Annotated in this window: 25 protein-coding genes and 1 other RNA gene; 20 read left to right on the top strand and 6 right to left on the bottom strand. The window is 52.6% G+C overall.

Features of this window, described 5'->3' with window-relative positions; all coding sequences use genetic code 11:
• Positions 1-7 precede the first annotated feature (7 nt).
• Genes hisG through hisC form a run of 3 tightly spaced genes read left to right on the top strand, consistent with a single transcriptional unit; the run spans position 8 to position 3,059 of the window.
• Complete coding sequence (hisG, locus tag AZF00_RS14700; RefSeq protein ID WP_008251622.1) at positions 8-664, top strand: ATP phosphoribosyltransferase; 657 nt, start codon at positions 8-10, stop codon at positions 662-664.
• Positions 664-1,995 (top strand): histidinol dehydrogenase, encoded by a 1,332-nt coding sequence (gene hisD, locus AZF00_RS14695; protein ID WP_008251620.1) that lies wholly within the window; start codon positions 664-666, stop codon positions 1,993-1,995. Before hisG ends, hisD begins: the two co-directional genes overlap by 1 nt.
• A complete protein-coding gene (gene hisC, locus AZF00_RS14690) occupies positions 1,992-3,059 on the top strand; it encodes a histidinol-phosphate transaminase (RefSeq protein ID WP_008251618.1) in 1,068 nt (355 codons plus the stop codon). The genes hisD and hisC overlap by 4 nt, the downstream gene beginning before the upstream one ends.
• 35 nt (positions 3,060-3,094) lie before the next feature.
• Here hisC and AZF00_RS14685 read toward each other — a convergent pair whose 3' ends face one another.
• Positions 3,095-4,138 carry a trypsin-like peptidase domain-containing protein gene (locus AZF00_RS14685; protein ID WP_197465665.1) on the bottom strand — a complete coding sequence of 348 codons (1,044 nt, stop codon included), beginning with the start codon at positions 4,136-4,138 and terminating at the stop codon, positions 3,095-3,097.
• A gap of 106 nt (positions 4,139-4,244) precedes the next feature.
• Between AZF00_RS14685 and AZF00_RS14680 the strand changes: the two genes are divergently transcribed.
• Positions 4,245-5,006: a Nif3-like dinuclear metal center hexameric protein gene (locus tag AZF00_RS14680; protein ID WP_008251615.1), complete on the top strand. Its 762-nt coding sequence runs from the start codon at positions 4,245-4,247 to the stop codon at positions 5,004-5,006.
• Between the two features lie 66 nt (positions 5,007-5,072).
• On the opposite strand, the gene AZF00_RS14675 is transcribed toward AZF00_RS14680, so the two are convergent.
• Positions 5,073-5,549: a Z-ring associated ZapG family protein gene (locus AZF00_RS14675; protein WP_008251613.1), complete on the bottom strand. Its 477-nt coding sequence runs from the start codon at positions 5,547-5,549 to the stop codon at positions 5,073-5,075.
• A gap of 150 nt (positions 5,550-5,699) precedes the next feature.
• Between AZF00_RS14675 and zapE the strand changes: the two genes are divergently transcribed.
• The 7 genes from zapE to AZF00_RS14640 all read left to right on the top strand — a co-directional run bounded on the left by zapE (position 5,700) and on the right by AZF00_RS14640 (position 11,821).
• Positions 5,700-6,797 (top strand): cell division protein ZapE, encoded by a 1,098-nt coding sequence (gene zapE / locus AZF00_RS14670; RefSeq protein ID WP_008251608.1) that lies wholly within the window; start codon positions 5,700-5,702, stop codon positions 6,795-6,797.
• A 110-nt stretch (positions 6,798-6,907) separates the two neighbouring features.
• On the top strand, positions 6,908-7,336 hold the full coding sequence (gene rplM, locus AZF00_RS14665) for a 50S ribosomal protein L13 (RefSeq protein WP_008251607.1): 429 nt from the start codon (positions 6,908-6,910) through the stop codon (positions 7,334-7,336).
• Between the two features lie 12 nt (positions 7,337-7,348).
• Positions 7,349-7,741, top strand: coding sequence for a 30S ribosomal protein S9 (gene rpsI, locus AZF00_RS14660; protein WP_008251606.1), 393 nt, complete (start codon positions 7,349-7,351; stop codon positions 7,739-7,741).
• A gap of 238 nt (positions 7,742-7,979) precedes the next feature.
• The gene (petA, locus tag AZF00_RS14655) at positions 7,980-8,576 is read left to right on the top strand and encodes a ubiquinol-cytochrome c reductase iron-sulfur subunit (protein ID WP_008251605.1); all 597 of its coding nucleotides are present in this window, start codon (positions 7,980-7,982) and stop codon (positions 8,574-8,576) included.
• On the top strand, positions 8,576-10,633 hold the full coding sequence (locus tag AZF00_RS14650; RefSeq protein WP_062384128.1) for a ubiquinol-cytochrome c reductase: 2,058 nt from the start codon (positions 8,576-8,578) through the stop codon (positions 10,631-10,633). The genes petA and AZF00_RS14650 overlap by 1 nt, the downstream gene beginning before the upstream one ends.
• 109 nt (positions 10,634-10,742) lie before the next feature.
• Positions 10,743-11,390: a glutathione S-transferase N-terminal domain-containing protein gene (locus AZF00_RS14645; RefSeq protein ID WP_008251603.1), complete on the top strand. Its 648-nt coding sequence runs from the start codon at positions 10,743-10,745 to the stop codon at positions 11,388-11,390.
• 17 nt (positions 11,391-11,407) lie between these two features.
• Positions 11,408-11,821: a ClpXP protease specificity-enhancing factor gene (locus AZF00_RS14640; RefSeq protein ID WP_231856162.1), complete on the top strand. Its 414-nt coding sequence runs from the start codon at positions 11,408-11,410 to the stop codon at positions 11,819-11,821.
• 51 nt (positions 11,822-11,872) lie between these two features.
• On the opposite strand, the gene AZF00_RS14635 is transcribed toward AZF00_RS14640, so the two are convergent.
• From AZF00_RS14635 to AZF00_RS14620, 4 genes are read right to left on the bottom strand one after another with little or no spacing between them, the layout of a single operon-like run.
• The gene (locus AZF00_RS14635) at positions 11,873-12,445 is read right to left on the bottom strand and encodes a BON domain-containing protein (RefSeq protein ID WP_008251601.1); all 573 of its coding nucleotides are present in this window, start codon (positions 12,443-12,445) and stop codon (positions 11,873-11,875) included.
• A complete protein-coding gene (locus AZF00_RS14630; RefSeq protein WP_008251600.1) occupies positions 12,442-13,032 on the bottom strand; it encodes a D-sedoheptulose-7-phosphate isomerase in 591 nt (196 codons plus the stop codon). The genes AZF00_RS14635 and AZF00_RS14630 overlap by 4 nt, the downstream gene beginning before the upstream one ends.
• Positions 13,033-13,045: 13 nt before the next feature.
• Positions 13,046-13,429, bottom strand: a complete 384-nt coding sequence (locus AZF00_RS14625) for a YraN family protein (protein ID WP_008251599.1) — start codon at positions 13,427-13,429, stop codon at positions 13,046-13,048.
• Positions 13,429-15,336, bottom strand: coding sequence for a penicillin-binding protein activator (locus tag AZF00_RS14620; RefSeq protein WP_062384125.1), 1,908 nt, complete (start codon positions 15,334-15,336; stop codon positions 13,429-13,431). Before AZF00_RS14620 ends, AZF00_RS14625 begins: the two co-directional genes overlap by 1 nt.
• Before the next feature lie 53 nt (positions 15,337-15,389).
• Here AZF00_RS14620 and rsmI point away from each other — a divergent pair, with 53 nt between their 5' ends.
• From rsmI to mraY, 9 genes are all read left to right on the top strand, one after another.
• Positions 15,390-16,226 carry a 16S rRNA (cytidine(1402)-2'-O)-methyltransferase gene (gene rsmI / locus AZF00_RS14615; RefSeq protein WP_008251597.1) on the top strand — a complete coding sequence of 279 codons (837 nt, stop codon included), beginning with the start codon at positions 15,390-15,392 and terminating at the stop codon, positions 16,224-16,226.
• Positions 16,227-16,280: 54 nt separating this feature from the next.
• Positions 16,281-16,631: RNase P RNA component class A (gene rnpB / locus AZF00_RS14610), an RNA gene on the top strand.
• A gap of 271 nt (positions 16,632-16,902) precedes the next feature.
• Complete coding sequence (mraZ, locus tag AZF00_RS14605) at positions 16,903-17,346, top strand: division/cell wall cluster transcriptional repressor MraZ (RefSeq protein WP_040804143.1); 444 nt, start codon at positions 16,903-16,905, stop codon at positions 17,344-17,346.
• Positions 17,347-17,358: 12 nt separating this feature from the next.
• Positions 17,359-18,300, top strand: a complete 942-nt coding sequence (rsmH, locus tag AZF00_RS14600; RefSeq protein WP_008251595.1) for a 16S rRNA (cytosine(1402)-N(4))-methyltransferase RsmH — start codon at positions 17,359-17,361, stop codon at positions 18,298-18,300.
• A 9-nt stretch (positions 18,301-18,309) separates the two neighbouring features.
• The gene (gene ftsL / locus AZF00_RS14595; protein ID WP_008251594.1) at positions 18,310-18,645 is read left to right on the top strand and encodes a cell division protein FtsL; all 336 of its coding nucleotides are present in this window, start codon (positions 18,310-18,312) and stop codon (positions 18,643-18,645) included.
• Complete coding sequence (locus AZF00_RS14590; protein ID WP_008251593.1) at positions 18,629-20,353, top strand: peptidoglycan D,D-transpeptidase FtsI family protein; 1,725 nt, start codon at positions 18,629-18,631, stop codon at positions 20,351-20,353. Before ftsL ends, AZF00_RS14590 begins: the two co-directional genes overlap by 17 nt.
• Positions 20,353-21,831, top strand: coding sequence for a UDP-N-acetylmuramoyl-L-alanyl-D-glutamate--2,6-diaminopimelate ligase (locus tag AZF00_RS14585; protein ID WP_008251592.1), 1,479 nt, complete (start codon positions 20,353-20,355; stop codon positions 21,829-21,831). Before AZF00_RS14590 ends, AZF00_RS14585 begins: the two co-directional genes overlap by 1 nt.
• Positions 21,828-23,192, top strand: a complete 1,365-nt coding sequence (locus AZF00_RS14580) for a UDP-N-acetylmuramoyl-tripeptide--D-alanyl-D-alanine ligase (protein ID WP_008251591.1) — start codon at positions 21,828-21,830, stop codon at positions 23,190-23,192. Before AZF00_RS14585 ends, AZF00_RS14580 begins: the two co-directional genes overlap by 4 nt.
• Before the next feature lies 1 nt (position 23,193).
• Positions 23,194-24,276: a phospho-N-acetylmuramoyl-pentapeptide-transferase gene (mraY, locus tag AZF00_RS14575; RefSeq protein ID WP_008251590.1), complete on the top strand. Its 1,083-nt coding sequence runs from the start codon at positions 23,194-23,196 to the stop codon at positions 24,274-24,276.
• Positions 24,277-24,294 lie beyond the last annotated feature (18 nt).

The raw sequence follows: 24,294 nt of genomic DNA, 5'->3' as shown, positions 1-24,294 counted from the left end.
TTTACCTGTGGATCAGCCGGTTACTATCGCCCTTACCAAAGGGCGTATTCTTAAAGAAACCCTGCCCCTGCTTGCCGAGGCTGGCATTGTGCCGCTTGAGGATATTAGCAGCAGTCGCAAGCTGATTTTTGAAACCAATCACGCCCATATTCAGCTTATCGTGATTCGTGGTACCGACGTGCCGACCTACGTGAAGTTGGGCTCGGCTGATATCGGTGTTGCTGGTAAGGATATGTTGCTGGAGCTCGGCGCGGCAGATATGTACGAGCCGCTAGACTTAAATATTGCTCGCTGCCGTTTAATGACAGCGGGGCGGGTTGGCGAAGTGCTGCCCCATGGTCGGGTGCGGGTCGCTACTAAATTTGTGAATGTCGCCCGTCGCCACTTTGCTGAGCGTGGCGTTCAGGTAGAGCTGATTAAGCTTTATGGTGCTATGGAATTAGCGCCCCTGATGAATTTGGCTGATTTGATTGTCGATATTGTAGATACCGGTAATACCTTGCGCGCCAATGGCATGGAGCCGCGGGATATGATCGCCGATGTTAGCTCGCGCTTAGTGGTTAATAAGGCGGCAATGAAGCGCAAACACCACAGTATTCAGGATATCATCGGTAAATTGACCGCGGCTGTGGAGGCTCGCCAAGCTGCATCGGAGGCTGTGTAATGGCAGATATTATTCGGCGCATGAGGTCTGTGGATGCGGGGTTTGATGCGGCACTGACCGCACTACTCAACTGGGAGGCCACCACAAACCCGACCATTGCAAATACAGTGGCGGGGGTTTTGGCGGCTATTCGCAGTGACGGCGATACTGCCTTGCTCAGTTATACCAAGCAGTTTGACGGCGTTGATGTTGACACCGCTGCTGAGCTGGAGATTCCTCAGGCGCGATTGCAGGCGGCGTTACTTTCGATACCCGCCGAGGTGCGTGAGGCTTTAGAAAAAGCCGCCGAGCGCATTCGCAGCTATCACCAGCATCAGCGTCAGGAATCGTGGTCTTATACCGAGGCTGATGGCACCGTGCTGGGTCAGCAAATCACCCCGCTTGAGCGCGTTGGTCTCTACGTGCCGGGCGGAAAAGCGACCTACCCTTCATCGGTATTAATGAATGCGATACCCGCCAAAGTTGCGGGGGTGGATGAGCTGATTATGGTCTCGCCCACACCGAAAGGCTTTGTGAACGACATGGTTTTGGCGGCGGCTGCGATTGCCGGTGTCGACCGGGTATTTACCATCGGTGGGGCGCAAGCCGTTGGCGCTTTAGCTTATGGCACTGCGACCATTCCAAAAGTCGATAAAATTGTCGGTCCCGGCAATATCTATGTGGCCACCGCAAAGCGTCAGGTGTTTGGCAGTGTTGGGCTGGATATGATTGCTGGTCCCTCGGAGATACTGGTGATCTGCGATGGCAAGACTGACCCCGACTGGATCGCCATGGATTTGTTTTCCCAGGCGGAACACGACGAAGATGCCCAATCTATATTATTAAGCGCTGACGCCGACTTTTTAGACGCGGTTGAGGCGAGTATTACTAAATTGTTGCCGATGTCGGAGCGGGCGGACATTATTCGCCAATCCCTCTCTGCGCGTGGCGCCTTGATTCTGGTAAAAGACCTTGATGAGGCTATCGCACTTAGTAATCGAATTGCGCCGGAACACTTGGAATTGTCCTTTGATAATGCCCAAGATTATTTGCCTAAAGTTCGCCACGCGGGCGCGATTTTTATGGGCCGTTATACGCCCGAAGCGCTAGGTGATTATTGCGCAGGCCCCAATCACGTTTTGCCAACCTCTGGCACGGCACGGTTTTCGTCGCCGCTGGGGGTTTACGATTTTCAAAAACGCTCATCTATTATTGGTTGTTCAGCAGCGGGTGCTGCAGAGTTGGCCAAGGTGGCCTCGGTGTTGGCCAGGGGGGAGTCCTTAACGGCTCACGCCCGCAGTGCGGAATACCGTTTTTTACCAGCGAATGACGCTGGCGAGGAGTCTGTATGAGCCGGTTTTGGAGCCCCTTTGTTAAGGATCTGGTGCCGTATATCCCCGGCGAACAGCCCAAGCTGCAAAAACTGACCAAGCTCAATACCAATGAAAACCCCTATGGGCCATCGCCACAGGCCTTGGCCGCGATGCAACAGGGGCTTAACGACGATTTACGCCGCTACCCTGACCCCAATAGTGACCAGCTTAAGGCGGCAATTGCCGACTATCACGGCGTTGATAGCGCGCAAGTGTTTGTTGGTAATGGCTCAGACGAAGTGCTGGCGCACATTTTCCACGGCCTATTTCAACATGGCAAGCCGTTGCTGTTTCCAGATATTACCTACAGTTTTTACCCCGTTTACTGCGGTTTATACGGTATTCCCTATGAGGCGATTCCGCTAGACGCATCTTTTCAGATTAGGGTTAGTGATTACACCGGTATGAAGGGCGGGATTATTTTCCCCAACCCAAATGCACCGACAGGGTGTTTTTTACCACTGGCGGAAATAGAGCGGCTATTGGCGGTGAATACCGAAACTGTGGTGGTGATTGATGAAGCCTATGTGGATTTCGGTGGCGAATCGGCCATTAGTTTAGTGAATCACTATCCTAATTTGTTGGTTACTCAGACCTTGTCGAAGTCGCGTTCCTTGGCGGGATTGCGAGTGGGCTTTGCGGTTGGGCACCCAGATTTGATCGAAGCCTTAGATCGCATTAAAAATAGCTTTAACTCATACCCGCTAGATCGCCTCGCCCAACTTGGCGCGACGGCGTCTTTTGCCGACCAAGCCTATTTTGAACAGTGTCAGCAAGCGGTGATCACCGAGCGCGAAAACCTGGTGCAGCAGTTGGCAGCCTTAGATTTTGAAGTACTGCCGTCTCTGGCGAACTTTGTGTTTTGTCGGCACCGCAGTCGCGACGCCGCCGAACTGGCGGCAGGGCTGCGCGAAGATGGTGTTATTGTTCGTCATTTCAAGCAGGCCCGCGTAGTGCAATATTTGCGTATTACCGTTGGTCGCCCCGAAGAGAGTGCGGTGTTATTTGAATCGCTACAACGGGTTCTCGGCACAACACGCTAAGCGGCAAGTGGTTAGCTCATCTGCCGAGAGGCGACTTAGCTATTGGGGCGCTCGGCGACTTGGGTGACTATCGTGAGCAGCTCCTCACCGCGCAATAAGCCAATTCGCACGTGCTGGCCGGGGCGGGTATAGGTGATTAGCTTCATTCCGGCGTGGCCATCGCCAACTTGTTCGCCATTAATCTCAGTGAGTATATCGCCGACTTTCAAACCGGCTTTTTCGGCTGGGCCGCTATTCGCTAAGGCTGTGATAACGACGCCATTGGTACCAAGCCCGACTGGCTGCACTTCTATGCCAAGCCAGCCGCGCAACGGGCGGCCGTAAGTAATTAAGTCGCTCATGGTGCGTAGGGCGAGGTCGGTGGGGATGGCCAAGCCTATGCCGGTAGAGCCGCCACTCTGAGTGTAAATGGCGGTATTGATACCCAGTAAGCGGCCTTTGGTGTCAATGAGGGCGCCGCCAGAGTTGCCGGGGTTGATGGCGGCATCGGTCTGAATATAGTTTTCGAACTGGCTCAGGCCAAGCCCGTAGCGTCCGGTGGCGCTGACAATGCCTTGGGTTACGGTTTGGCCGAAGCCGTAGGGGTTGCCGATGGCAAGCACGATATTGCCGACCCGGATTTTGCTGGGGTCGCCAATCGTGATACTAGTGAGGTTGCCTAGGTCTATCTTAAGCACGGCAAGGTCGGTGTCGGCGTCACTGCCGATCACGCTAGCGAGAGCTTGGCGGCCGTCGTGGAGCAGGACTAAAATTTCATCAGCGCCGTTAATGACGTGGTAGTTTGTTAATAGATAGCCGGCATCACTGACAATAACGCCGGAACCCAAGCTGCGCTCTAGTTGCTGTTTGGCTTTGCCGTTGCGTTTAAAAAAATGTTTGAATAGCGGGTCGTTGGCTAGTGGGTGGCGTTGTTGCACAACCTTTGTGGTATAGATGTTGGCGACCGCTGGCGCGGCTTTCTCTACCGCATAGACATAATCGCGGTCGGGTTGACCGGGCAGGTAAGCGAGTATGCACAGGCCCAGTAATGCCCCGCAAAGCGTTGGCCAGATCAGGGTTTTGGGGTTGGGCAGATTCAAAAGCTGATCCTCGCGATACACTAAATTGGCCGTTTTTGGCTGGACTAAACTGCTGGCGTGCTAGCCTAGCATGATTTACGCCGTTTTCGAATTTCTGGGAGCTTGTATGAGTGTTTCATTGTCTGCTTTGCTTGCCGCTGCAGATGGCCTGTTGGCGCCACACAATTTTAATGATTATTGCCCGAATGGCCTGCAGGTGGCGGGGCGCCCCGAGGTGCACCGTATTGTGTCGGGGGTGACTGCGTCCCAGGCCTTGATTGAAGCAGCGATAGAGGCGCGGGCGGATGCCATTATTGTGCATCATGGCTATTTTTGGCGGGGAGAAGACCCCTGTGTGGTGGGTATGAAGCGCCGCCGTCTTGGTTTGTTGTTGGCGCATGATATCAGTTTGATAGCTTATCATTTGCCCTTGGATGCGCATCCGGAGTTGGGGAATAATATTCAGCTGGCTAAGCAGCTGGGTATTACGGTTGAGGGCGGTCTCGAGCCCGGTAATCCGCGCTCAGTGGGTAATATTGGCGTGTTGGCGGCGCCACAATCAGCGCAGGATTTTGCCGACCATATTGCTAGGGTGCTGGGGCGGCGTCCGTTGTTGGAGTTGGGCCATGAGCGGCCGATTCGGCGTATCGGTTGGTGTACTGGGGCAGCACAATCTTATATTGAAAAAGCGGCGGCGCTAGGCATGGATGCCTTTCTCAGTGGCGAGGTGTCGGAACCGACGATATTGGCGGCGCGGGAGTTGGGTATTACCTATATTGGCGCGGGGCATCACGCCACCGAGCGCTATGGTGTGCAGGCCTTGGCTGGGACGCTGGCTGCGCAATTCAACTTACAGCACGAGTTTATTGATATTGATAATCCCGCTTAAGGGGTTCGCGCTAGTTTGTTTGTAATAGCGGCGGTGGCCCCAGTGTTGGTGCTGGGGCCTGGTTTGCTAAAGGTGCGGCGCAAGTGGCGGGTCGATATGATCTTTGGGCTTTTTCTCGGAGTCCATGCCGAACTCTTCGTGTAACGCGCCTTTTTTGCCGGGTTGGCGTGGCGCGTAGTCCAGCGGTGGAGCCGAGGGCGTAGCCTTGGTGGATTTGCTCTCTAGCACCGGGCGGCCTTCAGGTAGCGCTTGTAGTGGGCTAATGCCCGATGCGTGTAAGTTTTGCGCGCCTTCTACAATATGGTTGTGGACGCTGCGGTAGCTTTCAGCGAGTTCATTTAGAAGTTCACCAGTGCGGTCAAAATGGGTGCTGACCTGCTGTTGATACTCTTGCTGTTGCTGTTGCATTTCGCCGAACTGCTTTTCTAGTGCCGCGCGATTTTGCTGTTCAGGCTTAAGTCGCCCCAAGATGAAGTAGCCGATGGCGGCGCCACTGAGTAAACAAATGATGGCAACGGTGATCAGGGTGCTTAGGTCTTGCACAGAAACTCCTCCGGTGAGTCGACGTGTATGTCACTCTTGTTAGCACTAAGTATAACTGCTCACGCGATTGGGTTCAGTATGCCCCGATAAAAAATTGCCAATTCGTGGTTGGGTCGGTAAAGTTGCGCCGACTTGAACGAGGGTCTTTATGTGGCTACCCCATTACAGCGATATCGACGAGATCTAGAGCAAGCTGATTTTTCTTACGATCCAGCTCAGGAACACGCTGTTAGCTGTTTGCAGCGTTTGTATGATGACTTGCTTGCCCAGCCTGCGCCTGGTGCGGCGGGGTTGTGGGCGCGCCTGACGCGGCGCGCCCCAGTTGTTGCAGATATAAAGGGTTTGTATTTTTGGGGCGGCGTGGGTCGTGGTAAGACCTATCTGATGGATACCTTTTTCGATACCCTGCCATTTGAGAATAAGCTGCGAGCGCATTTTCACCGCTTTATGCAGCGGGTTCATAAAGAGTTGAAATCCCTTTCGGGTGAAAAGAATCCCCTGGTGATTGTGGCTGACCGCATTGCCGATGAGGCGCGGGTAATTTGTTTTGACGAATTTTTTGTCTCAGATATTACCGATGCAATGATCTTGGCGGGATTGTTTGAGCGCTTGTTTGAGCGCGGCGTGGTCTTGGTGGCAACGTCCAATATTATCCCTGATGGTTTGTATAAAGATGGTTTGCAGCGCGCGCGCTTCTTGCCAGCCATCGCCCTTATTAATAGGCGCACAGAGATCGTCAACGTCGATGGTGGTGTGGATTATCGCCTGCGGGCTTTGGAGCAGGCTGAGTTGTATTATCAGCCACTGGGTGACGCGGCGGAGCAGAGCTTGATGCGCAGCTTCCAGCGTTTGGCGCCGGAGGCGGCGACGGCTGATCAGCGTTTGGATATTGAAGGACGCCAGATCCAGGCCCGATATGTCGCGGACGACGTGGCCTGGTTTGATTTCGACGAGCTTTGCGACGGCCCTCGCAGCCAATATGATTATATTGAATTGGCGAGGGTGTTTCATGCGGTGGTGATTAGTAATGTGCCGCAAATGGGCGCGGGTCGGGACGATCAGGCGCGACGCTTCATTAATTTGATCGATGAATTTTACGATCGCAACGTTAAATTGGTTTTGTCGGCTGCAGTATCGCTAGAGAATCTGTATACTGGCGGCCGGTTGGATTTTGAGTTTGAGCGGACTCAGAGTCGGCTTCTGGAAATGCAGTCTGAGGATTACCTTGGGCAAGAGCACCGTCCGTGACGGTGTTTGGCGCTATTCATTCAGAAAAGCAAACATTCCGCTTGAAAAACCTGTGGCGCTTATGTAGTATTCGCGCTCTTTGTTCGGTACGGGCCCTATAGGCGAGACACATGAAAACCTTAAGCGCAAAACCCAGTGACGTAATACATGACTGGTACGTAGTAGACGCCGCCGAAAAAACATTGGGTCGTTTGGCCAGTGAAATTGCGCATCGTTTGCGCGGTAAGCATAAGCCTGAATACACGCCTCATGTTGATACTGGCGATTATATCGTTGTTGTTAATGCGGAAAAAATTCGCGTTACCGGCAATAAAGCAAGTGGTAAAATCTATCATCACCACACCGGTTATCCGGGTGGATTGAAGTCGATGAGCTTCGAGAAGTTGATCGAGAAAGCCCCCGAGCGTGTGATCCAGGGAGCGGTAAAGGGTATGTTGCCCAAGAACCCGCTGGGTCGTGCTATGTTTAAAAAATTGAAAGTCTACGCTGGTACTGAGCATCCACATACCGCTCAGCAGCCAGTTGAACTGAATATCTAACGGAAGCGTAATATGTCAGCCACCCAGTATTACGGTACAGGTCGCCGTAAAACCTCGTCAGCCCGTGTATTCCTGAAAGCAGGAACCGGCGCTATTTCAGTAAACGATCGCACTCTTGACCAGTACTTTGGTCGTGAAGTGGCACGTATGATCGTTCGTCAGCCGCTAGAGCTGGTCGAAATGTCTGAAAAGTTTGATATTTTGGTGACCGTCGCAGGTGGTGGTAGTTTCGGCCAAGCCGGTGCGATTCGCCATGGCATCACGCGCGCTCTAATGGAGTACGACGAAGGTCTGCGTAGCCCATTGCGTAAAGCAGGTTTCGTAACCCGCGACTCACGCGAAGTTGAGCGTAAGAAAGTCGGTCTGCGTAAAGCTCGTAAGAAGCCACAATTCTCCAAGCGTTAACCGCTACGGCCTCTGGCCTGTGGAGACTGCCCATTGCGGCTTTCGGAAAACGCCCACGAGCTACGATGTGGGCGTTTTTTTTTGCCTGAACAAAGATCTGAATGCAGATCTTTGTCGCGCATAATTATTGTCAGAATGGGTCAAGTTCATTAGTATTTGGCCCATTTGGAATTTTGGAGTGGGTTCTGCTCATCTAGCGGGGCCAGCCTGACTTTTCGTATGTTATGGGGGAATCGTCATGAGTAATGACGGCGTAAATACAGGACGTCGACGTTTCCTGACGGCCGCAACATCTGTTGTTGGTGCCGCCGGGGCCGTTGGTATAGCAACGCCATTTGTGGGTTCTTGGAATCCAAGTGCTAAAGCTAAGGCTGCTGGTGCGCCAGTAAAGGCCGATATCAGTAAGCTTGAGCCCGGTCAGATGGTTGTTGTTGAGTGGCGCGGTAAACCTGTTTATGTGGTGCGTCGCACCCAAGAGCAGGTTGCCGGTCTGAAAGAGCTTGGCCAATACTTAAAAGATCCTGAGTCTAGCGGTTCCGATCAACCTGAATATGTCGAAGTGGCGACCCGCTCAATTCGGCCGGAATATATGGTTCTCGTTGGTTTGTGTACGCACCTAGGTTGCGCGCCAAAGCATCACCCAGAAGTGGGCGTGCCGGATCTCGGTGGCAAATCTTGGTTAGGCGGCTTTTTTTGCCCCTGTCACGGTTCGCGTTTCGACTTGGCTGGCCGTGTTTATCAGGGTTCACCTGCGTCTCAAAACCTCATTGTTCCCCCTTATTCCTTCGAGGGTGACAATGTGCTTGTTATCGGTATTGATCAGGGGGCTGCGTAATGGTCAAAATGTTAGTGGGTTTGCGCGACTGGGTTGATGCCCGCCTGCCTATCATGCGTGCGTGGGATACCCATATGGGTAAGTACTACGCGCCAAAAAACTTCAACTTCTGGTATTTCTTTGGTGTCTTGTCGCTGGTCGTGCTGGTTAATCAGCTGCTGACTGGTGTTTGGCTAACCATGAGCTTTACCCCCAGCTCTGAAGAAGCCTTCAACTCTGTTGAATACATCATGCGTGATGTCGACTTCGGCTGGATTATTCGTTATATGCACTCCACCGGCGCCTCGGCGTTTTTTGTCGTGGTCTACCTGCATATGTTCCGCGGCCTGATCTACGGCTCTTACCAAAAGCCCCGTGAATTGATTTGGGTTTTCGGTATGTTCATCTTCCTCGCGTTGATGGCTGAAGCCTTTGTTGGTTATGTACTACCTTGGGGACAAATGTCCTACTGGGGTGCGCAGGTTATCATTTCGCTGTTTGGCGCGATCCCTGTCGTAGGCGAAGACATTGTGCAATGGGTACGTGGTGACTTCCTGATTTCGGGTGTCACGCTTAACCGCTTTTTTGCACTGCACGTTGTTGCGCTGCCAATTATCCTGATTGCCTTGGTTGTTCTCCACTTATTGGCTTTGCACGAAGTGGGTTCTAACAACCCTGACGGTGTTGAGATCAAGAAGAATAAGGACGCTAACGGTATACCGCTAGATGGCGTGGCTTTCCACCCGTACTACACTGTGCACGATTTGACGGCGATCGCGGTCTTCTTGTTTGTGTTCTGTGGCATTGTGTTCTTTATGCCAGAGATGGGCGGCTATTTCCTTGAGCACGCTAACTTTGAAATCGCCAATGGCTTGAAAACCCCTGAGCACATTGCGCCGGTTTGGTATTTCACGCCTTTCTACTCAGTGCTGCGCGCAGTGCCGGATAAGCTGCTGGGCTTTATGGCTTTCGGCGCGTCGGTTGCTATTTTGTTCCTGCTGCCTTGGCTGGATCGCAGTAAGGTGAAGTCGATTCGCTACAAGGGCAATATCAGTAAAGCGGCCATCCTGATTTTTGTGGCTTCTTTCTTGATCCTTGGTGTGCTTGGTGTGAAGGCGCCTACAGAAGCGCGGACCTTATTGGCGCGGATCTGTTCGGTGCTCTACTTCGCGTTCTTCTTGTTGATGCCGTTCTGGACGAAGTGGGAGGCCACTAAACCGGAGCCGACCCGCACCACCGACGGTGGCATGGGCTTCTGGAAGAGTATGCTGGTGCTGCTGGCGGTGATTCTGTTAACCGTGTTGCCACTTAAGGCCGCGGGCTCTGAGTCGGCGTTTGATTGCGGCACGATGGCTTGCGATCAAATCGACACTGATGTGACTGATTTGCCGTCGCTGCAAAGCGGCGCAGCCACTTATATGAACTACTGCATGGGCTGTCATTCACTGGGCTATGCACGCTATCAGCGTACTGCTGACGACCTTGGGATTCCGCTTGAGTTGTTTGAGGAAAACCTGAAGTTCGATAGCGAGGCAAAAATCGGCTCGCTCATGCATAACTCAATGGCTGCTGACGATGCAAAAAAGTGGTTTGGCGCTGCACCGCCTAATTTAACCTTGGTGGCGCGCGCTCGTAGTCCTGAATGGCTATACACTTATCTGCGGACCTTCTATGCCGACCCTTCGCGCCCTTATGGCGTGAACAACAAGGTTTTTAAAGATGTGGGTATGCCCCATGTTATGGCCGACCTGCAGGGGATGCCCGAGTGCGCACCAGGCCCAGTTCACGCCCATAACGGCGGCATATTACGCGACCCGCTAACCGGCGAAAATATTTTGTTTGGCGATGATGGTAAAGCTTTGAATCCCTGCGGTTCATTTAGCTACCAGACTGAGGGCGCCCTGAGTCCCGCCGAGTATGATAAAGTCGTGTATGACTTGGTTAATTTTTTGGAATACGTTGCTGAGCCATCTGCTGCGAAAAGCAGGCGGATTGGCGTATATGTTCTGTTATTTATTGCTGTGTTCTTTGTATTTGCCTTCTTGTTGAACCGCGAATATTGGAAAGACGTGCATTAAACCCCTTTGACTCACCCGACCTGTCGTGTGAGTTGGAAAGAGTCAGCGGGCGGTTCTATTTGGAACTGCCCGTTTCTTGTTTTTAGTTTGATAATTTGAGGTGAGATCAATGGGCGTTGTTGCCAAGCGTTCTACCATGACCTTCTTCTCCGACGCAGCAAGTCATTACTGCCATCGGGTGAGAATTGTATTGGCCGAAAAAGGCGTGACTGTTGATATCGTCGATGTGAAGCCGGGCACTCTGCCGGAAGAGGTCGCCGAGCTGAACCCGTATAATTCGCTGCCTACTTTGGTTGATCGCGACTTAGCATTATACGAATCAAAAGTAATGATGGAGTATCTTGACGAGCGCTTTCCGCATCCGCCGCTATTACCTGTTTATCCAGTAGCCCGTGGTGAGAGTCGTCAGTATATCTACCGTATTGAGCGTGACTGGTGCCGTTTGGTTGATGAGCTGCTGGTCGGTGGCAATCAAAAGAATGCTGAAAAGGCGCGTAAGGAATTGCGGGACAGTTTATTAACTGTAGCTCCTATTTTTGCTGAGAAGCCGTTCTTTATGAGTGATGAATTCACGCTAGTAGACTGCTGTTTGGCGCCGATTCTGTGGCGTTTGCCTCAACTGGGTGTGGTTATTCCGCAAACCCGTCAATCTAAGCCCTTGTTCGATTATATGGCGAGATTGTTTGAGCGACCTTCCTTTCAGGAAAGTCTGACCGAAAAAGAGCGTGAAAATCGTAGCGAGGCGTCAGTAGCCTAAACCACTGGCTGTATATTATGGCAATGACATCGAGTCGTCCCTATATGATTAGGGCAATTTACGAATGGGTGGTCGACAATGGTTGTACGCCCTACATTCTCGTGAATGCACTTCATGACGGCGTGTTCGTGCCTCAGCAGTATGTGCAAGACGGTCAGATTGTGCTCAATATTTCCCCGTCTGCGGTGGTGGGTTTGCACGTTGGTAATGATTTTCTAACGTTTAGCGGTCGCTTTGGCGGCGTGCCACAGGAAGTGAGTGCGCCAATCTCAGCAGTACTGGGTGTCTATGCTAAAGAGAATGGCCAAGGCATGCTCTTTGATGCCGAAGAGCCGGACGTGCCGCCCAAGCCGCCAGGATCTAGACCGAGTGCTAGTCTTAGTAAGCTGCCGACGGCGAAGGGCAAGCCGAGTTTGAAAGTGGTTAAGTAATACTGGAAAGCCGACTTGATGGGAATCAAGTCGGCTTTTTTGTTCTAGGCTTCAATAATATTCAAAGACCCGCACAACTTTCTGTACGCCGCTCGTCTCACTGACGATTTTAGTCGCGACGTCAGACTCCGATTTTGATACCAGCCCCATTAAATAAACAACGCCGTTTTCGGTGACGACTTTGATTTTTGACGCATCTAGCTTGTCGTCGAGTGATAGGCGGCTTTTGACTTTGGTGCTGATCCAGGCGTCGTTGCTGCGGGCTAACATGCTGACGTCAGTGCCAACCGTTAATTCGTTGTGAACCTTGCGGACCTTTTTTACTTCGTTGGCCACTTCCCCGGCAACGCTGCTTAATCTGCTGTTGGGCACATTGCCTGTTAATAACACGATGCCATTATGGCTGGTCACTGCGATGCGTGCGCTTTGCAGTGCTGGATCTGTTTTTCGGATATTAACCAGCGCCTTGGTCTCAATGATCTCGTCGTCTAGGTAGCTGCCGAGGCTCCGGCTACCGGGATCTTCAGCAATAGGGGTGTCGGTGGTTGCAGTGAGTATCTGGGTACAGCCGCTGAGTAGGCCGATAAGGAGTAGGGCTAGGGCATAGCGTTGAAATTGGATCATGCGTGAGGGTTTCCAAACAGTTGACTGTCAATAAGTTCACAGATGCTGTGAACGGCGATTAATTGCATTTCGGTGACTCTGGCGCGGTCTTCTACCGGAAAAGCGAGTTCGACATCTTCTGGCGAGAGTAGTGAGCTGGCGTCGCCGCCGCTGAGATTACACAGTGAGACCACCCGCATGCCGCGCTCGTGTGCGGCCTGAATAGCGCGTAAAGTCGCTGTGGAGCCGTTGCCGTAATAGCACAGTACTAAACAGTCGCCCGCTTGGCCTAACGCGCGAATTTGGTTGGCATAAATATCATTGTAACTGGAATCTACGGCTATCGCGGTAGCGGCGTCGGCGCTGAGTACCATCGCGGGTAGTGCTGGGCGTTCCTGCTGAAAGCTAGTGAGGAGGTTGGTGGCCAAGTGGTGAGCGATGAGGCCGCTGGTCCCTTCGCCGCAGCAAATAACTTTATGTTCATGCAGCATACTTTCAACGAGGCATTCACTGGCTTGAACGATCACGTCGCTCAACGATTCCATGGTATACATGCAGCTTTCAATGTGGCGATGAAAAAGGTCTAGTACTTGCTCGGTATTATCCACGGTGTATTGTCTCTCACTCCTGAAAAGCGTTGGGAAGCCAATTTAACTGCAGCTCACCACTGTTGCCAGGGCTTGCTTCAATGACATCAAAGCGGCATGGAAGTTCACTGTACTGCTTAGCACCGGCGTTGCAACTGAGGTAATGGCGGGCTGTGAGGATAATGCGTTGCTGCTTGGCAAAATTGACAGTTTCAGCCGCGCTGCCGAAGTGTGCGCTATGGCGGTAGCGAACCTCTACAAATACCAGGTGCTCGTCGCTGCGGCATACGATGTCGATCTCTCCAAAGCGGCAACGATAATTCTTAGCGATGACTTTTAGCTTCTGCTTTTGTAAATACCGGCATGCAGCCTGTTCGGCGCGCGCACCGGTATTGCTAGCTCCCTGCTTGCGCCACATTAGGGCAGCTCAGTTTCTGCTGCCGTAATTGGGTTTACCACGGCGATGCCGTTTTGAATTTCGGCTAATGACAGTTCTCGCTCAATTTGGCCAAGCATATTTAAGCTAAGGGTGCCGGTTTCGCCGAACACCTGATTACGATCACCATTGCGCAGCTGCTTAAGCCGGAGGTGGAGCCGAAAGCTGTCTACGCCGAGGGCGTACATCCGCTGGTAGCCAGCGCTGGACGGTATGCCATTATTAATGGCTTGGCGAATTTCTAGTTCTTCGTTAAAAATCCAAGGAATATCAATAAACCGTACGCCATTGATGTCCTGGTCCTTGGTTGGCGCCTTACTGCCACGGTAAATGTGTGATGTCGCATAGACTGGGATGTCTCCTGCGTAGTGGTAGGCCAGTAGCGGCTTTATCGCGCGGCCTTCGTTGGGGCGCGCGAGCAAAAAAATGAAGTCGAGGTCGGTGCGCCGGTAGGGTTCGTAGTTGGGCCTGATGCCAATAATTTGTTGCAGGCGCTGCAGACGCTGTTGGCTTTTGTCGATATTTAAAATACTTTTAATCTGTTTGGAGTAATTGTTCTTATTTGAATCGAAGGTTTGGCTGGCGACAATTTGGCCGCCCAGTTGCTGCCAGCGATCGGTAAAGGCGACTGCTACCTTATGTCCCCACGAGCCTTCTGGTGTAATCACCAGTGCACGCTTATAGCCCTTGGCTAGCGCGATATCGGCTATTTGCGCCGCTTCGTCCTCAGGATTCAGGCCAAACTGATACAGACCGCTTGGGAAGCGCTCGCCGTCTATGCGATTGAGTGCCAGTGTGGGCACCGACATTGCTTGCGGGTGGCTGGCCGTTAGCGCGCTAACATGCTCTTTTTCCAGTGGGCCTATGACGAGTTTGTTGCCATCGTTTATTGTTTGTTGATAGAGGGCGTTAATATCCGCGCTATTGCTGTCGTAAAGTCGAATTTTTGGGACGCCGCCGCCTTGATTTAAGGTCTCGTAATAGGCGGCAAAAAAGCCGTCGCGAATGGCTTTGCCGTAGGCTGCAAGGCGCCCGGTAACGGGCAAAATGAGCGCGACTTGGTCTGGCCGCTCGACAATCAAATCATCTAATTTATCGAGGCCGCCGGGGAGCGAATAGCGTGCCGGGTGCTGGGGCCAGCGCGCTAGCCACGCGTCGCGTTGGCGAACCTGGGCTTCGATATCGCCTTGATTGTCTTTGGCCACGGACGCGAGTTCCAGCCAGCCAAGATAGTCTCTATTTCCGGTGCTGCCAATGTGTTCAATCAGCGTAGCAGTGGGGATCTGCATCAGTGACTGCCAAATCGACTCGCGGTTGGCTCCCTGTTGACTGGGGTTGAGCAGTGGGTCGATGAAAATCCACTCTCTGGCAGCGGCGAGGTGATCGCCTTCAATCTGAAAGAGCGAGGCGCGCAATTGGCTGTACTGCAGTTGGCGGCGTATAGGCGCATCAATCACCGCAGCCTCGATTAGGGGGTCAGACAGCTCTGCCAGGGCGCTGGTGAACTCGGCGTGGCCGCGGTGCACCCGCGCGCGAATAATGGCAAGGCGCAAGGCCTGGTCCGCGCTTAATTCTGGGGCAATTAATTCGCCCACTACATCGTCTGCGCGGGCCAGCTCGCCTTCGCGCAGCAGTACCTCGGACGCGCGGAGCAGCAAATCTGCCGCTTCGTCGCTATCGAGTGTCGCGGCGTCTAGCAGCCATTGCTCCACGAGTTCGGCATCGGCGGTCGCAGGGTTAAATTCGCCACTTTGTTGGGGTATTGGCCGTGCTGGGGCTGGCGTTTGCCTCGCCTCCGGACGGTTGTAAACTGAGATTGGCGGCGGGTTAGCAGCACAGCTAGCCAGGAGGCCGCAAGTGAGTGCAAAAGCAAAAGTTCTTGTCTTCATTGATCAGCCATTGTTAGTCTGCGCGGTCATGCATTGTCAATGAGGCCGCTGTTGTGGAAATTAGCCCCACCCTTTACGTTGTTGCAACGCCAATAGGGAATTTGGCCGATATGGTACCCCGAGCCATAGAGGTCCTACAAACGGTTGCGCTCATTGCGGCGGAAGATACTCGCCACAGTCGGACATTGCTGAGCCATTTTGACATTGATACACCCTTAGTGGCTTATCATGATCACAGTAATAATGCCGCTCTGGAGCGCTTGCTCGGGCATTTGCGCAACGGTAAAGATTTAGCGCTCATTTCCGACGCGGGCACCCCGCTAGTATCGGACCCGGGCTATAAATTGGTCGATCTCGCGTTGCGCGAGGGCTTTAAGGTGGTACCAATCCCTGGCGCCTGCGCCGTAATAGCGGCGTTGAGTGTGGCTGGTTTGCCTTCAGATCGCTTTATGTTTGAGGGCTTTTTACCTGCCAAACAACATGCGCGGCAAGGGGTGTTCAAAGCCCTGTTGCGAGAGCGCCGGACCATGATTTTTTACGAAGCGCCCCACCGCATAAAAGACTGCGTGGCCGACGTGCTGGCCGTCATGGGTCCTGAGCGGGTGATCGTTTTGGCCAGAGAAATAACCAAAATGTTTGAGACGGTCAAGCGCCTCCCGGCCGCCGAGATGCTGGAGTTTATAAGCGCAGACAGCAACCAGCAGCGTGGCGAGTGTGTGTTGTTGATTGCGGGCTTTGCGGGTGACGAAGGTCTTCCTGTAGAAGTGATCGAAATATTGGATATATTGCGAGAAGATCTGCCGCTCAAACAGGCGGCGGCGCTGTGCGCGAAAATCAGCGGCATTAAGAAAAACCAGTTATACCAGTATGGAATCGAGCACCCATTATAAATGTCTGTGGAAATAGCGCTTGCGCGGGGGTTAACTACTGGTTATTCTTACAGGTGAGTCGGCCAGACGATCGCTCGGCAGTTCGCTGCAGGGAGGAAAGTCCGGGCTCCGCAGGGCAAGGCGCCAGGTAACTCCTGGGAGGTGCGAGCCTACGGAAAGTGCAACAGAAAATACACCGCCTACGTAGCGCAAGCTGCCGGTAAGGTTGAAATGGTGCGGTAAGAGCGCACCGCGCGACTGGCAACAGTTCGTGGCATGGTAAACCCCGCCTGGAGCAAGGCCAAATAGGAATCCAATGCTGTGGCCCACAGTGGATTCGGGTAGGCTGCTAGAGGTCTGCGGTGACGCAGATCCCAGATGAATGGTCGTCCAAGACAGAACCCGGCTTATCGGCCGACTCACTTTTTATTCCCCTTCTTCGCATAAAAAGCCGTAACTTAATGTAGTGCATTAAGTTGGTGCTCTATCTTTTTGTTTCCTTGAATTAAGCTCCTTAAAGCCCATCCTCGTTAGCGCGTTTTAGCCGCAAGTTACTGACATTTTTAAGAAAAATCCCTCTATTTAGGTCTCGGTCTCGCTTGACACTAGGGCTTGCAAGTTCCTATAGTGTCGTTTAGTGGGTAGAAGTGGTTTTTTGTGGTGTTTTGGGGTTTTTGAAGCGAAGAAGGTGGGTTTTGTGTTCCTAGGTAGTCATGCAATCACAATGGACAGCAAGGGGCGTTTGGCGATTCCAGCCAAAATACGCGATGCCCTTGTGTCTGCTTGCGATGGCCGCTTGGTGATTACTGCCCATACCGAAGAGCGCTGTCTACTGGTTTACCCCGAACCCCAGTGGTTGGATTTGCTGCCCAAGATTGAAGCCTTGCCGAATATCCATCGCAAGGCGCGGCTGGCTCAGCGGCTGTTACTGGGTTATGCCACCCCTTTAGAAATGGATGCCAATGGTCGGGTGCTGCTGCCGCCGCCATTACGCGATTACGCTGACCTTGAAAAGAAACTACTACTAGTGGGTCAGGGTAAAAAATTAGAGCTGTGGAGTGAGTCAGGTTGGTTCGACTGGCTTGGTGCAGCGGGAGAGGGTGACGATATGCCGGACGAGATGTTGTCACTGTCACTATAGAGAGTGAGTCATTTGGAACAGCATTTAACAGTATTGCTAGAGGAGGCCGTTGCAGCGCTGGTAACTGATACCAGTGGACGTTATGTCGACGGTACTTTTGGCCGTGGTGGTCATAGTCGCCAGATACTGGAAAGCTTGAGCGCTGAAGGGCGTTTATTGGGGATCGATAAAGACGCCCAGGCATTTTCTGAAGGTCTTGAGTTAGCACAGGCGGATCAGCGCTTCCGTATTGCACGAGGTTCTTTCGCTGATTTTGCCGAGCTGGCCGCGTCGAGTGGCATGGCTGCGCCGTTTACTGGCGTGCTATTGGATTTGGGCGTTTCATCGCCACAGCTGGACCAGGCGGAGCGCGGCTTTAGTTTTATGCGCGACGGCGATTTAGATATGCGTATGGACGTTGATCGCGGCATGAGTGCCGCGCAGTGGATTGCCGTGGCCGACGAAGCGGAAATTACCAAAGTGCTGCGGGATTACGGCGAGGAGCGGTTTGCTAAACGTATTGCTAGAGCAATTATTGCCGCGCGTGAAGAAGAGCCGATTACGCGGACCTTGCAGTTGGCCAAAATAGTTACTGAGGCTAATCCCGCTTGGGAAAAGCACAAACATCCAGCAACGCGTAGCTTCCAAGCGATACGGATTTTCATCAATGACGAGCTAACAGATTTAGAAAAATTGCTGAGTAAGGTTGTTGATAGTTTGGATGTGGGTGGGCGCTTGGTCGTCATCAGCTTTCACTCATTAGAAGACCGCATAGTGAAGCGTTTTATGCGTCGCCAGGCAGAAGGCGAGCAGGTGCCCGCGTACATACCGGTTACCGAAAGTCAGCGCAATCGCAAGCTGAAGCTCATTGGTAAGGCGGTAAAGGCAAGCGATCATGAAGTCGCCTTGAACCCCCGGTCGCGCAGCGCGGTAATGCGCGTGGCGGAAAAACTCGCGTATGACGAGTGTGCCTAAGGGTGAGTTATGTTGGAAGGAAAGCAGCGCAATAGCATGAGAAATGCGGTGTCGACACCGGCACCGTTGGGTGGCGTGTTAGGCCCAGCCTTGCTCATTCTGGTGGTTTTGTCATGTATTGCGGTGATTCAGAGTTCACATAAAAGCCGAAAATTATTTGGTGAGCTACAGGACTTGCGCCGCGATGCAATGTCACTGGAAGAAGAGTGGGGACGTTTATTGCTAGAGCAGAGTACGTGGGCGTCACCGGATCGCGTGCAAGATGTGGCAATACAAAAATTGAAAATGCAGGCGCCCAAAATGAGGGAAGTCAAAATGGTTCGGGGTTATGGTAAAGCAGGCTAAAGTTCAAATATCGCCCTGGCGCTTCCGAATCGTGGTCGGCAGTCTGCTGCTGCTCGCCTTGTTATTGGCTTGGCGGGCGCTAAGTTTACAGGTCCTGGATGTCGATCGCGGCTACCAATTTCTGCAAGGCCAAGGCAATGCGCGCACCAATCGCACCGAAGTAATCCCTGCTCATCGCGGAATCATTGCCGATCGTAATGGCGAGCCCCTAGCGGTTAGTACCCCCGTTGCCTCTATTTGGGCTAACCCTCAGGAATTGCAGGGTGCAAAAGGTGACTGGGCGCGCTTGGCCGCAGCGCTGGAAATGTCGGCGAGTGAATTGTCGCGGCGGGTAGAGCGTTATCGCGACAGCCAGTTTATGTATTTACGCCGTCACGTTGCACCTGCGGCAGCACAAAGCCTTATGCAAATGAAAATTCCCGGTGTGTATTTGCAGCGGGAGTATCGCCGTTTTTATCCGGCGGGCGAGGTAACCGCGCATTTGCTGGGCTTTACCGATATCGACGATCGTGGCCAGGAGGGGCTCGAACTAACCTACGACGAATGGCTTAACGGAACCCCTGGGCGCAAGCGGGTGCTGAAGGATTTGTACGGCAATATTATCAGGGAGATCGACGCCGGGGAGGCGGCCAGCCCCGGCAAAGATGTCCAACTGAGTATTGATCTGCGTTTGCAGTACCTCGCTTACCGCGAATTAAAAGCAGCAATAAACCGAACCGGCGCTAAAGCCGGTTCGATCGTTATTATCGACAGTGAAACAGGCGAAGTTTTGGCGCTGGTTAACCAGCCTTCGTTTAACCCCAATAATCGCAGCCAGTTAAGTCCTGACGCGCTGCGCAACCGCGCTGTTATCGATATGTTTGAACCGGGCTCCACCGTGAAGCCGTTGACTATGGTGGCAGCTCTGGAAAGTGGTAAGTATCAGCCCGACACCACCATCAATACTAATCCTGGGTATATCAAGGTTGGGCGGAAAGTTTTAGAAGATCACCGTAACTACGGCGTGCTTACCGTGGCAGAGGTATTGAAAAAATCTAGCCAGGTCGGTACCACCAAAATTGCGCTCTCTCTTGATGAGCATGACGTCTGGGGTGTGTTTGATCGCTTTGGTTTGGGGCGCAGCACTAGCTCAGGGTTTCCTGGCGAAAGCAACGGCATGCTGCCGAACCGGCCCAATTGGCGTGCAATTGAGCGCGCCACGTTTGCCTTTGGCTACGGCATTACTGTTACCAATTTACAATTGGCCCAAGCTTATTCGGTATTTGCTAATCGCGGTGTTTTTCAGCAAGTATCTTTGCTGAAGCGCACCGAAAAGCCAGCTCAGCAGCAAGTTATTTCAGCAAAAATTGCGCGCCAGATTGTCGATATGCTGGAAGAAGTGACTGAGCTGGGTGGTACGGCTACGCGGGCCCAGGTAGACGCGTATCGCATTGCCGGTAAAACCGGAACGTCACACAAGGCGATTGCTGGCGGCTATGCCGAAGACCGCTATTTTGCCATTTTTGCCGGTGTGGCGCCGGCCAGTAATCCCAGAATTGTGGCGGTAGTGACCATTGATGAACCTAAGGGTGATTATTATGGCGGATTGGTTGCTGCGCCCGTTTTTTCAAAAGTGGTATCTGATGCCCTGCGCTTGTTGAATATCGCGCCGGACAATATCGAGGCAGCCGAGCCTAAACCCAAAACCAAGGGAGATGCGGCAGCGTGATGGTAGACCAGCAGAACTACACATTACCGAGGTTGTTAGGCGATTTACTACCTGACTTAAGTCAGGAAATTGCCGCCTTGCCCGTTACCGGTTTGGCCATAGATAGTCGCAAGGTTCAAGCTGGCGATGTCTTTTTGGCGATAAAGGGGCACGAGGTTGATGGGCGTGATTATATTCACGATGCGATTACTGCGGGTGCCGTTGCCGTCATCGCTGACGCGCCCTTCGATGCTGCGCAATGGTCGCTGCCGGTGGTCGTCATTGAACATCTAGAAGCGCATATTAGCGAAATTGCCGGGCGCTTTTACGATTTGCCATCTCGGCAGCTGCAGCTTATCGGGATTACCGGTACCAATGGAAAGACATCTTGTGCATGGATGGTGGCGCAATTACTGGAAGCCATTGGTCAACCGTGTGGGCTAATTGGCACTCTTGGTAATGGTCGCTTTGGTCGCCTTAATAGTGGCAATAACACCACTCCTGATGCAGTCTCAGTGCAGGCTCTGCTTAGCGAATGGCGAGATGGCGGAGCAAATTGGGCAGCGATGGAAGTGTCGTCTCACGGCTTGGCTCAACACCGGGTGGCCGCATTGAATTTTGCTGCCGCAGTATTCACGAATCTTAGCCAAGACCATCTTGACTATCACGGTTCTATGGAGGCTTACGGCGCCGTAAAAGCGCGCTTATTGAATTGGCCTAATCTGCCGTTGGCCGTTATTAATCGAGACGATGAATTTGGTCGCAAGCTTATGGCTGAGTCCACCGCCGCGCAATTAATTGATTTTAGTATTGTTGATCCCCAGGCCAAGGTTTACGCCCAAGACGCACGTTGTGACATGCGGGGCATCGAGGCTCACATCAGCAGTCCGTGGGGCAATTTTCAATTGCAGTCGCCCTTGCTTGGCGAATTTAATTTGCAGAACTTGGTGGCGGCAACAGCCGTTTTACTGGGCTTGGGCGTTACTGTCGATGCAATCGCAGAGGCGATACCCAAATTAAAACCCGTTCCAGGCCGTATGGAATGCCTGCGCTCTGCAGATGGCGTGTTGGCGGTTATTGATTACGCGCATACACCAGATGCATTAGAGAAAGTGCTCAAAGCCTTGCGGCCAATTACCGCCGGTAAATTGCGTTGCGTAATGGGCTGTGGTGGCGACCGAGATCGTAGTAAGCGACCGTTAATGGGATCAATAGCAGAAAGCTTTTCCGATGCGGTGGTGGTGACCAACGACAATCCCCGCTCGGAGTCGGCGACGGCTATCATCGCGGACATTTGTGCGGGTATGCGCAGCGCGCCAGTGGTGATTTCCGAACGCGATTCCGCAATCGCGACAGCAATCGCCGCGGCTGAGCCTGGCGATGTTGTGTTAGTTGCCGGCAAAGGCCACGAAGAATATCAAGAGATCGCTGGGCGTCGTTTGCCCTTTAGTGATATTCAGTGCGCGCGACTGGCACTGGCAGCGAGGCCGAGCTTATGATCGGCACATTAAATTTGCAGACCATTGCGGCCGCTACTGGTGGCGTACTCACGGGTACAGATATCTCCGTTGATCGGATTTGTACTGACAGCCGCAAAGTCCAGGCTGGTGATCTATTCGTTGCCTTAAGTGGCGATAATTTTGATGGTAATCAATTTGTTGGCGTAGCGAAGGACGCTGGTGCCGTTGCCAGCGTTGTTAGCGAGGCAACGGATCTTCTGCCTAATATAAGGGTCTCAGATACCCGTCGTGCGCTGGGCTTGATTGCTCGCGAAAATCGTCGTCGTTTTACTGGTCCACTTGTTGCCATTACCGGCAGTAGCGGAAAAACCAGTACTAAAGAAATGTTGGCTGCAATTTTTGCTCAGTGTGGTGAGGTTTATGCCACAGTCGGCAATTTAAATAACGAGATCGGTGTGCCGCTTAGTCTGCTGGCGATCTCTGCGCAACACCGGTTTGCGGTGATTGAAATGGGCGCCGCAAAACGAGGTGATATCCACTACCTCTGCGAATTTGCTGAACCTACTATTGCGGTGCTGACCAATGCTCAGCACGCGCATATTGAAGGTTTTGGTTCGCTGGCGGCAGTGGCTGAAACCAAGGGCGGGATATTTCGCGGTTTAGCGAAAGGCGGCCTCGCCATTATCAACGCTGATGATGCTCACTGTTCACTGTGGCAGTCCTATGCCAGCCATGTGCAGCAGCGCCTATTCAGCCTGGTACGGGAGGATGTCGATGTGTTTGCGCGTGATATTGATCTGAGTGAGCCGGGCAAAGTTCGTTTTGAGTTGGTCAGTTTTGCCGGCAGTGCCAAGGTGTGCATGCCCCTGTCGGGTCGGCATATGGTGGCCAATGCCTTGGCGGCCGCCGCAGCGGCGCTTTCGGCAGGTGCAAGCTTAGGTGAGGTGGTTAGTGGCCTAGAGTCGGTGCGCGGTGTAAGTGGTCGTCTGCTGCGCCGTAATGTCGCCGGAATTGAACTGATTGATGATAGTTACAACGCGAACCCGGGTTCAGTGCGAGCGGCAATTGAAGTGCTGGCATCGAGTCACGGCCGCAAAGTTCTCGCCCTTGGGCATATGGCGGAGTTGGGTGCGGAGGCTGCTCAGCAGCATCGAGAAATAGCGGCTTATGCCAGAGAAAATCGACTTGATGCGGTTTTCTTTACGGGGGAATACGCCAGTATGATGGCGACTGAATTTGGTCGCAATGCATACGCCTTTGACAATAAGCCGGATTTAATCGCGGCATTAAAAAATTATTTAGAAGCAGGGGATACGGTTTTGGTTAAGGGTTCGCGCAGTGCGGAAATGGACGTGGTTGTCGACGTATTGACGACCGATTTAGTACAGAGGGGCAACTGATATGTTGCTGCTACTTGCTGAATATTTAACTCAATACGTTAGCGCATTTGCGGTTTTCCAGTACTTGAGTATTCGCGGCATACTTGGGGTGTTAACGGCGCTGGCCATCTCTTTAATGATCGGCCCAGTGATGATTCGCAAACTTAATTTTCATCAAATAGGTCAATCTGTTCGCGATGACGGTCCGCAGTCGCACCTCAGTAAGTCCGGCACACCCACAATGGGCGGCGCTTTGATATTGGTTGCGATTTTTATTAGCACCTTGTTGTGGTCCGATCTGAAGAACCATTATGTGTGGACCGTATTGATTGTTACTGCGATTTTTGGCGCGGTGGGCTGGGTAGATGATTACCGTAAGGTGATAGAGCGCAACCCCCGCGGTTTACCCGCGCGCTGGAAGTACTTTTGGCAAAGTGTGGCCGGATTAGGCGCCGCAATATACTTATATATGACTGCAGACAGCGCCGTAAGCACGCAGTTGTTCTTGCCGTTTTTGAAAAACGTTAGCTGGCAAATGGGCCCGCTGTTTATTCTGCTGACTTATTTTGTGATTGTCGGTGCCAGCAACGCGGTGAATTTAACAGATGGTCTTGATGGCTTAGCGATTTTGCCAACGGTCATGGTTGGTGCGGCGCTCGGTTTGATTGCCTACCTTACTGGGAACGTAAAATTTGCCGAGTATTTGCATATTCCCTACGTGGCGGGTGCGGGTGAACTCATTGTTATTTGTGGTGCCCTAGCGGGCGCTGGTCTCGGTTTTCTATGGTTTAACACCTATCCGGCGCAAGTGTTTATGGGCGATGTCGGTGCCTTGGCCCTGGGCGCAACGCTGGGAACCATTGCCGTGATTACTCGGCACGAAATTGTATTTTTTATTATGGGCGGCATTTTTGTGCTGGAAACCGTGTCGGTTATTTTGCAAGTTGCGTCTTTTAAATTAACCGGCCGCCGAATTTTCCGTATGGCGCCGATCCACCATCATTTTGAATTGAAAGGTTGGCCAGAACCACGGGTTATTGTGCGGTTTTGGATTATTACGGTAATGCTGGTGCTATTTGGCCTAGCGACATTAAAACTACGCTAAGAAAACGGGAGCTATACA

It is taken from the genome of Zhongshania aliphaticivorans (genome assembly GCF_001586255.1).
GTDB classification, from domain to species: domain Bacteria; phylum Pseudomonadota; class Gammaproteobacteria; order Pseudomonadales; family Spongiibacteraceae; genus Spongiibacter; species Spongiibacter aliphaticivorans.
This window is presented reverse-complemented; position numbering and strand designations above follow the sequence as displayed.

What these genes read in the sequence shown, in the direction of transcription:
- AZF00_RS14590 (WP_008251593.1), top strand. Translation starts at nt 18,629, where the DNA reads ATGGTAAAGCAGGCTAAAGTTCAAATATCGCCCTGGCGCTTCCGAATC.
- mraY (WP_008251590.1), top strand. Translation starts at nt 23,194, where the DNA reads ATGTTGCTGCTACTTGCTGAATATTTAACTCAATACGTTAGCGCATTT.
- AZF00_RS14650 (WP_062384128.1), top strand. Translation starts at nt 8,576, where the DNA reads ATGGTCAAAATGTTAGTGGGTTTGCGCGACTGGGTTGATGCCCGCCTG.
- AZF00_RS14680 (WP_008251615.1), top strand. Translation starts at nt 4,245, where the DNA reads ATGAGTGTTTCATTGTCTGCTTTGCTTGCCGCTGCAGATGGCCTGTTG.
- rpsI (WP_008251606.1), top strand. Translation starts at nt 7,349, where the DNA reads ATGTCAGCCACCCAGTATTACGGTACAGGTCGCCGTAAAACCTCGTCA.
- AZF00_RS14645 (WP_008251603.1), top strand. Translation starts at nt 10,743, where the DNA reads ATGGGCGTTGTTGCCAAGCGTTCTACCATGACCTTCTTCTCCGACGCA.
- AZF00_RS14635 (WP_008251601.1), bottom strand. Translation starts at nt 12,445, where the DNA reads ATGATCCAATTTCAACGCTATGCCCTAGCCCTACTCCTTATCGGCCTA.
- rplM (WP_008251607.1), top strand. Translation starts at nt 6,908, where the DNA reads ATGAAAACCTTAAGCGCAAAACCCAGTGACGTAATACATGACTGGTAC.
- hisD (WP_008251620.1), top strand. Translation starts at nt 664, where the DNA reads ATGGCAGATATTATTCGGCGCATGAGGTCTGTGGATGCGGGGTTTGAT.
- AZF00_RS14625 (WP_008251599.1), bottom strand. Translation starts at nt 13,429, where the DNA reads ATGTGGCGCAAGCAGGGAGCTAGCAATACCGGTGCGCGCGCCGAACAG.
- hisC (WP_008251618.1), top strand. Translation starts at nt 1,992, where the DNA reads ATGAGCCGGTTTTGGAGCCCCTTTGTTAAGGATCTGGTGCCGTATATC.
- ftsL (WP_008251594.1), top strand. Translation starts at nt 18,310, where the DNA reads ATGTTGGAAGGAAAGCAGCGCAATAGCATGAGAAATGCGGTGTCGACA.
- AZF00_RS14585 (WP_008251592.1), top strand. Translation starts at nt 20,353, where the DNA reads ATGGTAGACCAGCAGAACTACACATTACCGAGGTTGTTAGGCGATTTA.
- AZF00_RS14620 (WP_062384125.1), bottom strand. Translation starts at nt 15,336, where the DNA reads ATGAAGACAAGAACTTTTGCTTTTGCACTCACTTGCGGCCTCCTGGCT.
- AZF00_RS14580 (WP_008251591.1), top strand. Translation starts at nt 21,828, where the DNA reads ATGATCGGCACATTAAATTTGCAGACCATTGCGGCCGCTACTGGTGGC.
- AZF00_RS14640 (WP_231856162.1), top strand. Translation starts at nt 11,408, where the DNA reads ATGGCAATGACATCGAGTCGTCCCTATATGATTAGGGCAATTTACGAA.
- petA (WP_008251605.1), top strand. Translation starts at nt 7,980, where the DNA reads ATGAGTAATGACGGCGTAAATACAGGACGTCGACGTTTCCTGACGGCC.